This window comes from Actinomycetospora sp. (assembly GCF_055612215.1).
On the sequence record NZ_JBVPVA010000564.1, the window covers coordinates 1 to 9,564 of the forward strand.

The following is a 9,564-nucleotide window of genomic DNA, read 5'->3' on the forward strand; positions in this document are numbered from 1 at the left end:
GCCGAACCACGGGTAGACCGGGCCGGTGTTGCCGCGGCCCATCATGAGGTCGACGCGCCCGCCCGCGAGGTGCTGGAGCATCGCGTAGTCCTCGGCGATCTTGACCGGGTCGTTGGTCGTGATCAGCGTCGTGGACGTCGAGAGCTGCAGCGTCGACGTCTGCCCCGCGACGTAGCCGAGCAGCGTCGTCGGCGACGAGGGCACGAACGGCGGGTTGTGGTGCTCGCCGGTCGCGAAGACGTCGAGCCCGACCTCCTCCGCCTTCCGCGCGATCGTCACCATCGCCTGGATGCGCTCGGCCTCGCTCGGCGTGCGACCCGTCGTCGGATCCGCCGTGACGTCGCCGACCGTGAAGACCCCGAACTGCATGGGAGCCGCCTCCTCAGGTGGTTGAAGTATCAACTACCTGCCCTCAACCCGAGGGCGTCCCGCATTGTTCCCGCACCACGCCGAGCGCCCCGACCACGCCGTCGACGACCCGCACCCCGTCCGGGACCGGCGGCCGGTCGACGAGCACCACCGGCACGCCGAGCTCGCGCGCGGCGACGAGCTTGGCCTCGGTCGCGCCGCCGGAGTCCTTGGCTACCACGACGTCGATCCGGTGCCGGCGCAGCAGCGCGCGCTCGTCGTCGAGGGCGAACGGGCCGCGGGCGAGCACCAGCTCCGAGCGCGCCGGCAGCACGTCGGGCGGCTCGATCGCGCGGACCAGGAACCACGCGTCCACGTCGAGGAACGCCCCGACGCCCTGCCGACCGATCGCGAGGAACACCCGCCGGGACCCGACGACGGCGGCCGCCGCGGCACCCGTCGTCGGGACCCGCCGCCAGTCGTCGCCGGGGCCCTCGACCCAGCCGGGACGGCGCAGGACTACGAGCGGCGTGCCGGTCCGCGCGCTCGCCGCGGCGGCGTGGGAGGTCATGCGGGCGGCGAAGGGGTGGGTGGCGTCGACGAGGAGGTCGACGTGCGCGCACGCGGCCGCGAGCCCGTCGACGCCGCCGAACCCCCCGGTCCGCACGGCGCCGGCCGGGAGGCGGGGGTCGCGGGTGCGCCCGGCGAGCGAGGTGGTGACGACGACGCCGGGCTCGGCCGCGAGCGCATCCGCGAGCTCGCGGGCCTCCGCGGTGCCGCCGAGGACGAGCACCCGGCGCGCGGTCACGGTCTCCACCCTGCGCGAGGGGACCCTTCGGTCGCTCTACCCGCCCGGGGGTTCCCCTCGTGCACGGTCAGGCCCGCTCACGCGCGGCCGAGTAGAGGTGGCTCTCGCGCCCGGCGCCGCCGAGCCCGACGACGGGGCCCACGACGATCACCGCCGTGCGCCGGATGCCGGCCTGGTCGACCTTCCCGGCGATGTCGGCGAGCGTCCCGCGCACGACGAGCTCGTCGTCCCGCGAGGCCCGGGCGACGACCGCGACCGGCTCGTCGGGCGGCCGGTGCTCGCGCAGGACCGCCACGACCTCGGCGCAGCGCTGGACCGCGAGGTGCAGCACGAGGGTCCCGCCGGCGGCGGCCCAGACGTCGAGTGATTCGCCCGGGGGCATGGGGGTCGCGTTGGCCGCGTCACGGGTGAGCACGACCGACTGCCCGACGCCGGGCACGGTCAGCTCGGTGCGCAGCGCCGCGGCGGCCGCGGAGAAGGCGGGGACGCCGGGAACGATCTCCCACGGGACCCCGGCCGCGTCGAGGCGGCGGGTCTGCTCGGCGACGGCGGAGAAGATCGCGGGGTCGCCGCTGCAGAGCCGGGCGACGTCGTGGCCGGCCTCGTGGGCGTCCACCAGCTCGGCGACGATCTCGTCGAGGGTCAGCCGTGCGGTGTCGACCCGGCGGGCGTGCGGCGGGCACTGGGCGAGCAGGTCCTCGGGCACCAGGGAGCCGGCGTAGAGGCACACCGGGCTCGTGGCGATCGCCCGGAGGCCGCGCACGGTGATCAGGTCGGCCGCGCCCGGGCCCGCGCCGACGAAGCGGACGGTCACGGGGTCCTCCGGATCCACTGCGTCACCGGGGCCATTGCGTGCCACCCCAGGTAGCGCCCGACGGGGGTCGCCCGCGACACCGCGACCCGCCGGATCGACCCGCCGTGCTCGGCGACCGCCGCGGCGAGGGCCGCCTCCCCCTCGAGCGTCACCGCGTTCGCCACCAGCCGCCCGCCGGGCCGCAGCGCCGACCGGCACGCGTCGAGCATCCCCGGCGCCGAGACCGCGCCCCCGACGAACACCGCGTCCGGGGCGTCCAGCCCCGCCAGGGACTGCGGCGCGCGCCCGACCACCACCTCCAGCCCCGGCACCCCGAGCGCCTCGGCGTTCGCGGTGATCCGCGCGGCCCGGTCGGGGCGGGACTCGATCGTGACCGCGCGCGCCGTCGGCTCGGCCCGGCACCACTCGATGCCGATCGAGCCCGCGCCCCCGCCGACGTCCCAGAGCAGCTGGCCGGGCAGCGGACGCAGCGCGGCGACGGACAGCGCCCGCAGCTCGGCCTTGGTGAGCTGGCCGTCGTGGTCGTAGGCGTCGTCGGGAAGACCGGGCGCCCGGCCGAGGAGGTCGTCGTCGGGCCGCTCCGGGCAGGTGACCGCGACGACAGCGAGCGGGTCACCCGCGGGCGCGTCCCAGTCCGCGGCCACGCCGTCGGTGCGCGACTCGTGCTCCGCGCCGAGCGACGCCAGCACGCTCAGCCCGGCCGACCCGTACCCCGCCCCGACGAGCAGGGCCGCGAGCCGGCCCGGGGTGTCGGGGCCGTCGGCGAGCACGAGCAGGTGACGGCCCGGCGCGAGGGCGGCCCGCACCGCGGCGAGCGGGCGCCCGACGACGGACACCGTGACGACGTCCTGCTCGGCCCACCCCATCCGCGCCGCCGCGAGGGCGAGGCACGACGGATGCGTGAGCACCGCGGCGTCGGGCCGGTGGCGCAGGACGGCCGCGCCGATCCCGAAGAACATCGGGTCGCCGCTGGCGAGCACGACGAGCTCCGCCCGGGCGAACCGGTCGAGCAGCCCCGGCAGGGCCGGCACCAGCGGGCTGGGCCAGGCCTCCCGCTCGGCCGTCACCGTCTCGGGCAGCAGGTCCAGGTGACGACGACCGCCGAGCACGACGTCGGCCTTCTCCAGCGCGGTGCGGGCCGGCGGCGCGAGCCCGGGCCATCCGTCGGCGCCGAGGCCGACGACGGTGACGCTCACCGGGCGGGACGAGGGTCACGAGCAGGCACGGCGACCCACCCTAGGCGCTCGTCCTGCCCGTGTCCCCGCCCGCGCGACGTGACGAGGTCGTCGCCTCAGCCCTTCGACGCGACCTCGTCGGCGTACTTCTTGGTCATGTGCTCGACGGCGCTGAGCTGCGTCGCCGCGAACTCGTCGCGGCGCAGGCCGGCGCGCTCCTTGGCCGCCTGGGTCGACTCGGCGTGCGAGCGCCCGCCCCACGTCGTGCCCTGGAAGTGCGGCACGACGTTCTGCGCGATGAGCTCCCAGGAGCGGCGGGTGGCCTCCGGGTTGGCCCACTCGTGCCCGAGCAGCAGCATCGCCCCGAAGCCGCCGGACTGGTCGGCGAGACGCTGGACCTGGGCCCGCGCGTCGTCGGGCGTGCCGATCGCGCCGATGCCGGCCTCGTTGATGAAGTCGATCATCTCCTTGACGTCGCCGCCCTCGACGGCCATCTGCGGGAACGCCGCCGTCTTCTGGAAGTAGCGGAACCACGACTCGATGCCGTACTCGACGTCGCGGTAGGCCTGCTCCTTGGTCTCGGCGATGTGCATGAGGCCGACGAGGCGCCACTTGTCCCGGTCGGGCTCGGGCTGCCCGTAGTGCTCGGCACGCTCGCGCACGACGTCCCAGTGGTGGGCCAGCGCGTCGAAGCCGTCCTGGGACAGCGTCGCGCCGATGTTGAGCAGGCCGACGCCGTGGCGGCCGGCCATCCGCGGCCCGGTCGGCGAGGCGACGGCCGCGACGGCGATGTCGAAGCACGGCTCGGTGTAGGGCCGCAGCTGCAGCTGGGCCTCGACGAGGGTGTGGGTCTTGGTCTGCTCGGTGACGACCTCGCCGGCGAGCAGCCGCATGATGATGTCGAGGTTGACGTCGAGGAGCTCGCGGGTGTCGGTGGGGTTCAGCCCGATCATCGAGGAGTCGGACGGCAGTGAGCCGGGCCCGACGCCGAGCATCGTCCGGCCCCGGGTCAGGTGGTCGAGCAGCACCATGCGGTCGGCCACCCAGAGCGGGTTGTGGTAGCTCGCCGAGGTCACCCCGGTGCCGAGCTTGATGCGTCTCGTGCGCTCCGCGGCCGCGGCGATGAAGATCTCCGGCGAGGCGATGATCTCGCTGCCCGCCGAGTGGTGCTCGCCGATCCACGCCTCGTCGAAGCCGAGGTCGTCCAGGTGCTCGACGAGCGAGAGGTCGCGCTGCAGGGCCAGGGTCGGGTTCTCACCGGCTCGGTGGAATGGGGCCAGGAACGTACCGAAGCGCAGCCTGCTCACGCGTCCTCCTCGACGTCGGAACCGTTTTCCGAACGTAAGCCGGGTCACCCGCCCGTGTCCATGGCGTGAGCGCCCGAATGCACTCCGTCAACCGGCCGCCTCGCAGCGCTGCGCGATGTGCGCGGCGGCCGCCGGGCCGTGGCTCACCGCGATGCGCCCGATCAGCATCTGCAGCTCGTCGCCGGGCCAGTCGGGCGGGCGCAGCTCGCGCGGCAGGCCGGGGTCGCGCAGGAGGTCCACGAAGACCGCGTTCGTCATGGTGACGAGGCGGCGCAGCGCGTCCGGGCCCGGCTCGGGCGGCGGGGCGTCGAGCACGGCACGCAGCACGGGGAGGTGCGCGCGCAGGTCGGCCGCGAGGTCGTCCAGCTCCCACGCGCGCCGGGCCATCGCGGCGGCGACCACCGGCCCGGGCCCGCGATCACCGGGGCCGTCCTCGACGGTGAGCCGCCCCAGCACCACCGTCGCGCCCGCCGGGGCCTCGGCGAGCACGTCGGACAGCGCCGCCGAACGGTCGACGGCGCTGATCAGGACCCCGGGCTGCCACGGCGCGTACCCGACCAGGACCGCCGCCCGGCGCAACCGGTCGCGGTAGGGGCGCTCGGTCTCCGGCACCTGGTGCAGCAGCGTGTGGAAGCCCTCCCAGGGAGGCGGCTCGCCGCGGTCGTCGCGCAGCCGCTCGACGGAGGCCCGGAAGGCGCCGACGAGGTGGTGGTCGACCCGCCGTCCCCGCCGGGTCGTCGCGAGCTGGCCCTGCTCGCGCATCCGGGCGAGGGCGCGGCGGGCCGCGGACGGCGCGAGCCCGAGGTCGCCGAGGAGCGCGACGAGGGCGGTGCCGGGCAGCACGGAGCGACCGGACGTGCCGAACAGGGCCGCGACGAGGGCCGCCGGTGAGCCCTGCCGCGATGCCACCCCGTGTTGTACGGTTCCGTTCACGATCGGGAGTCATCCTGTCACACAAGGAGCGACGTGTCGGCGAAGATCCTGCCCTGGGTCCTGATGGCCGTCCTGGACATCGCCGCGCCGATCGTCGTCTACGACGTGGCCTCCGGCGCGGGCCTGGGCGACGTGCCGGCGCTGCTGCTCAGCGCGATCGGGCCGCTGGTCAACGCCCTGATCTCGGTGGTGGTGCGGGGCCGCGTCGACGAGTTCAGCGCCTTCGTCCTGACGATCATCGTCGTGGGGGCGGCGACGTCGCTGCTGTTCTCCGACGCGCGCCTGCTCCTGCTCAAGGAGTCCGCGGTGACCGGGATCCTCGGGCTGCTCTTCCTCGCGAGCGTCCCGACGAGCCGTCCGGTGATCTTCCTGTTCGGGCGGCGGTTCGCGACGGGCGGCGACCCCGAGCGCGTGGCCTGGTGGAACGGGCTGTGGCAGTACCCGCTGTTCCGGCGCACGCAGCGGTTGATGACGACGATGTGGGGTCTCGGCCTGTTCGGTGAGGCCGTGCTCCGGGTCGTGCTGACGTTCCGGCTGTCGGTGGCCGCGATGGTCGTCGTCAACGCGGTCGTGCCGCCCGTCGTGCTCGGGGTGCTGATCATCGCGACGGTCGTCTGGGGCAGGCGGGCCGGGAAGGCCGGGGAAGCGCGGGCCGCCGCACTCCGCGGACCTCAGGACCGGAACGCGCTCCCACCGGCCACGGCGTAGAGCCGCCCCCGCTCGTCCACCAGTTCCGCGCGCCCCACGCGCAGACGCCGCCCGCCGTGCTCGACGACGACCCGGCACATCACCGGCTGGCCCGCGGTGCGGACGGGGCGGATGAAGCTCACCGAGAAGTCGTCGGGCACGACGTCGAGGGCCTGCGAGAGTCCCCGCGCGGCCAGGCCCGCGAGCGCCCCGCCCTGGACGACGCCGGCCGAGTTCACGGCCGTGCGGTCGGGGTGGGCGATCATCGTCGTGCCGTCGCGGGTGGGGTCCTCGCCGCGGTGGGGCATGAGCATGCGCCACGGCGTCGGCCGGCTCGCCCACGCCGGGGCCATGCGGCCGTAGCGGCCCGCGAGCTCGTCGGTGAGCACGGCGTTGCGCCCGACGCAGCGGGCGACCACCCGCCCCTCCCGGTCGGTGACGGTCGCCGAGCTGAGCCCGACGCCGTTGCGGGCGTCGTCGAGCCGACCGGTCGCGAGCAGCGGCTGGCCCGACAGCGGCCGGCCGAGCAGCTGGACGCCCAGGCGCACGGTGACGATGCGGTCGCCCGCCCGCAGGGTGCTCGAGTAGGAGACCCCGAGGACGAAGTCGGCGAGGATGAGCAGTGACTCCCAGAGGCCGTCCCCGGGCACGGTCGGCATCTGCGCCGCGCACCGGCCGCGGTCGATCTCGGTCAGTTCCGCGTGCACCGCGGCGTGGACCGGGGCCAGGGGCTCCCCGTCCGCGACGAGCCGGCGCAGCACCGCCAGCGGACTGGGGTCCTCACTCACGCCCGCGATCATGCCGGGTGCCGGCGCGGGGGCGGCGGTCGACCCGCCACCCCCGACGCCGGGCGGGCGCTCACCGGGCCCCGGTCGGCACCTTCACGGTCACGCCGGTGAGCTCCTCGCAGGCGGTGAAGAGGGCCGCCTGCACCTCGCGGTCGTGCGACGCCGCCGTCGACCCGACCGGGATCGGGTGCCCGTAGGACTCCCCCCAGCCGTCCGGGCCGATGAACAGCCCGCCCGGCACGTCCGGGACGGTCGCGGCGTAGAGCTCGGGCAGCGCCCCCATGTCGGGGCCCTGCGCGACGAACCGGTTGGCCACGCCCATGATCGCGTCCTGGATCGACTCGGTGCGCGACTGCAGGTTGGTGGCCGAGTAGCCGGGGTGCGCGGCCAGCGAGCGCAGCGTCGAACCGGCGGCGACGAACCGGCGCTGGAGCTCGTAGGCGATCATCAGGTCGGCGAGCTTGGACTGCCCGTAGGCGAGCCAGCGCTGGTAGCGGCGGCGCTCCCAGTTGAGGTCGTCGAGGCGGATCCGCCCGAGGCGGTGCGCGAGGCTCGAGAGGAACACGACGCGGTCGGTGATCCGGTCGAGCAGCAGGCCGGTGAGGGCGAAGTGGCCGAGCACGTTCGTCCCGAACTGCATCTCGAACCCCTCGGCGGTGCGCTGCTCGGGGATCGCCATGAGTCCGGCGTTGTTGATCAGCGCGTCGACCGGCCCGTCGAGGCGGGCGGCGAACGCGCGGACCGAGGCGAGGTCGGCGAGGTCGAGCTCCTCGACGGTCGCCGTGCCCGGGACGCCGTCCCGGGTGCTGTCGGGCTGAGTGATCGCGGCGGCGGCCTGCTCGCCCTTGTCGGTGTTGCGGCACGCGAGCACGACGTCCGCGCCGTGCGCGACGAGCGCGCGGGCGGCGGAGAGGCCGAGCCCGGAGTTCGCGCCGGTGACGACGATCGTGCGGCCGGTCTGGTCGGGGATGTCAGCGGAGGTCCACGGGGCCATGGTCAGCGGGTTACCCCGTGCGGACGATTTCGGTCGCCCCGAGGACCACAACGTTCACAACGCGGCGGCGATCACCCGGTACGCGGCGGCGTTGACGCAGAGCCCGACGTGGCTGCCCCGGACCGCGACGTTGCGCACCCGGCCGGCGTCGTCCTCGTCCACCACGCAGGACTCCGGGCGCACGATGCCGTCCTCGCTCGTGCGGATCGACGTGAGCGGCACGGGGCTCCCCCGGCGCAGGTCGCTCGAGAACGCGCACGGGCAGTTCGTGGTGAGGCACTGCGGCCGCGAGGGCCGCAGCAGGTTCTGGCCCAGGCGCGCCCACCCGACGGCGGCGAGCGTGAGCACCGAGGCGTCGAACGGGGACGACAGCGGGCTCCCCATCGTGACCACCTCACGCACCCGACGCGGCCGCCGCACCGCCACCGCGTGCGCGAGCAGCCCCCCGCGGCTGTGGCCGATCAGCGCGACCGGCCGTCCGGTCCGCTCGGCCACCTCGACCACCCGCCGGTCGAGCCGGCGCACGGCGGTCTCGGAGCAGTCGACGTTCCAGGCGATGCCCGACCGGTAGGTGCGGTGCCCGAGGCGGCGCAGCCACGCGCGCAGGACGGCCAGCGACGCGTCGCCCGCCAGAAACCCCGGCACCAGCACCACCGGCGCGCCGTCCCCGTGCGGGACGTCGACGCCCCGGTACACCCCGCTGGCGAGCAACGCCGCCAGCTCCAGCTGGATGCGGGCCTCGCCGAGCAGGTTGCCCCGGAACGGGGGCACCACCGGCGTGGCGTCCTGGGTCACCGGCTCCGCTGCCACGTCGCGCCACGGTACCGGGGCAACGCCCCGTGCGTGCGATAGTGGCGGCGTGCACCTCTCCGGCGATGCGGACGCGGTCGCCGTCGACCGCGACCACCGGGTCTGCGCCGCCATCGAGGCGCTGCCGGACCCGGCGACGATGCACGCCTGGGTGTCGCGCTTCGCCCTGCTCGCCGACCCGACGCGGCTGACGCTCCTGCTGTGTATCCACGAGGTCGGCGAGATCTGCGTGTCCGACCTCGCGCTCGCCGCCGGGCTCAAGGACTCCACGACGAGCCAGGCGCTGCGGCTGCTGCGGGCGCAGAACCTCGTCAGCGCCCACCGCGACGGCCGGGTCGTGCGCTACCGGCTCGCCGACCCCGTCGTCGTCGACCTGCTCGACCGCATCCACACCGGCGAGGCCGCCCCGCTCGGGGCCGCCGCGATCACGCCAGGAGCAGCTCGAGGATCTCACCGAGGCGCTTCGCCTCGATGAGGAACGAGTCGTGCCCGTACGGCGACTCGATGACCTCGACCGGTCCCGCCGTCGGGATCAGCTCCGCGAGCTCCTCCTGCTGGTGCAGCGGGTAGAGCCGGTCCGTCGTCGCGCCGGCGACGAGCGTGCGGGCGGTGACCCGGCCCAGCGCGTCCGCCATCGAGCCGCGCCCGCGTGACACGTCGTGGGTGTTCATCGCCGCGGTCAGCGCGACGTAGGACGCGGCGTCGAACCGGTGGACGAGCTTCTCGGCGTGGTGGTCGAGGTAGGACTCGACGGCGAAGCGGCCGGGCGCGCCCGCGTCGTACGGATCCTCCCCCGGCTGGGGCCGCCGGCCGAAGCGCGTGTCGAGCTCCTCGGCCGTGCGGTAGGTGGTGTGGGCGATCCGGCGCGCGACGCCGAGCCCGACGTGCGGTCCCTCGCCC

12 protein-coding genes are annotated in these 9,564 nt (G+C 75.4%); 2 read left to right on the forward strand and 10 right to left on the reverse strand.

Annotated elements, in window-relative coordinates:
- The 6 genes from AC0CYZ_RS15550 to AC0CYZ_RS15575 form a co-directional block, all read right to left on the reverse strand.
- The coding region (locus AC0CYZ_RS15550) for an LLM class flavin-dependent oxidoreductase (protein ID WP_472216875.1) at positions 1-369 on the reverse strand (369 nt) is incomplete at its 3' end.
- A gap of 43 nt (positions 370-412) precedes the next feature.
- Positions 413-1,156 (reverse strand): cobalt-precorrin-6A reductase, encoded by a 744-nt coding sequence (locus AC0CYZ_RS15555; RefSeq protein WP_472216877.1) that lies wholly within the window; start codon positions 1,154-1,156, stop codon positions 413-415.
- Between the two features lie 67 nt (positions 1,157-1,223).
- Positions 1,224-1,970, reverse strand: a complete 747-nt coding sequence (gene cobM, locus AC0CYZ_RS15560) for a precorrin-4 C(11)-methyltransferase (protein WP_472216879.1) — start codon at positions 1,968-1,970, stop codon at positions 1,224-1,226.
- Positions 1,967-3,166 (reverse strand): precorrin-6y C5,15-methyltransferase (decarboxylating) subunit CbiE, encoded by a 1,200-nt coding sequence (gene cbiE / locus AC0CYZ_RS15565; RefSeq protein WP_472216881.1) that lies wholly within the window; start codon positions 3,164-3,166, stop codon positions 1,967-1,969. The genes cobM and cbiE overlap by 4 nt, the downstream gene beginning before the upstream one ends.
- A gap of 95 nt (positions 3,167-3,261) precedes the next feature.
- Positions 3,262-4,452 carry an LLM class flavin-dependent oxidoreductase gene (locus AC0CYZ_RS15570; RefSeq protein WP_472216883.1) on the reverse strand — a complete coding sequence of 397 codons (1,191 nt, stop codon included), beginning with the start codon at positions 4,450-4,452 and terminating at the stop codon, positions 3,262-3,264.
- An 87-nt stretch (positions 4,453-4,539) separates the two neighbouring features.
- On the reverse strand, positions 4,540-5,361 hold the full coding sequence (locus AC0CYZ_RS15575) for a PaaX family transcriptional regulator C-terminal domain-containing protein (RefSeq protein ID WP_472216884.1): 822 nt from the start codon (positions 5,359-5,361) through the stop codon (positions 4,540-4,542).
- 57 nt (positions 5,362-5,418) lie between these two features.
- Here AC0CYZ_RS15575 and AC0CYZ_RS15580 point away from each other — a divergent pair, with 57 nt between their 5' ends.
- Positions 5,419-6,093, forward strand: a complete 675-nt coding sequence (locus AC0CYZ_RS15580) for a VC0807 family protein (protein ID WP_472216886.1) — start codon at positions 5,419-5,421, stop codon at positions 6,091-6,093.
- On the opposite strand, the gene AC0CYZ_RS15585 is transcribed toward AC0CYZ_RS15580, so the two are convergent.
- The 3 genes from AC0CYZ_RS15585 to AC0CYZ_RS15595 form a co-directional block, all read right to left on the reverse strand.
- Positions 6,057-6,860 (reverse strand): PaaI family thioesterase, encoded by an 804-nt coding sequence (locus AC0CYZ_RS15585; RefSeq protein WP_472216889.1) that lies wholly within the window; start codon positions 6,858-6,860, stop codon positions 6,057-6,059. The genes AC0CYZ_RS15580 and AC0CYZ_RS15585 overlap by 37 nt on opposite strands.
- Positions 6,861-6,930: 70 nt before the next feature.
- Entirely contained in the window at positions 6,931-7,854 is a 924-nt protein-coding gene (locus AC0CYZ_RS15590; RefSeq protein ID WP_472216891.1) for an oxidoreductase, read from the reverse strand.
- A gap of 54 nt (positions 7,855-7,908) precedes the next feature.
- Positions 7,909-8,664, reverse strand: coding sequence for an esterase/lipase family protein (locus AC0CYZ_RS15595; RefSeq protein WP_472216894.1), 756 nt, complete (start codon positions 8,662-8,664; stop codon positions 7,909-7,911).
- A 49-nt stretch (positions 8,665-8,713) separates the two neighbouring features.
- On the opposite strand from AC0CYZ_RS15595, the gene AC0CYZ_RS15600 reads away from it, so the two are divergent.
- Positions 8,714-9,139, forward strand: a complete 426-nt coding sequence (locus AC0CYZ_RS15600; protein ID WP_472216896.1) for an ArsR/SmtB family transcription factor — start codon at positions 8,714-8,716, stop codon at positions 9,137-9,139.
- On the opposite strand, the gene AC0CYZ_RS15605 is transcribed toward AC0CYZ_RS15600, so the two are convergent.
- A partial coding sequence (locus tag AC0CYZ_RS15605) for a homoserine O-acetyltransferase family protein (RefSeq protein WP_472216898.1) occupies positions 9,090-9,564 on the reverse strand: 475 nt, incomplete at its 5' end. The two genes, AC0CYZ_RS15600 and AC0CYZ_RS15605, sit on opposite strands and share 50 nt — an antisense overlap.

Excerpts from the sequence above, each read along its gene's own strand:
- AC0CYZ_RS15590 (WP_472216891.1), bottom strand. The coding sequence starts at position 7,854 with ATGGCCCCGTGGACCTCCGCTGACATCCCCGACCAGACCGGCCGCACG.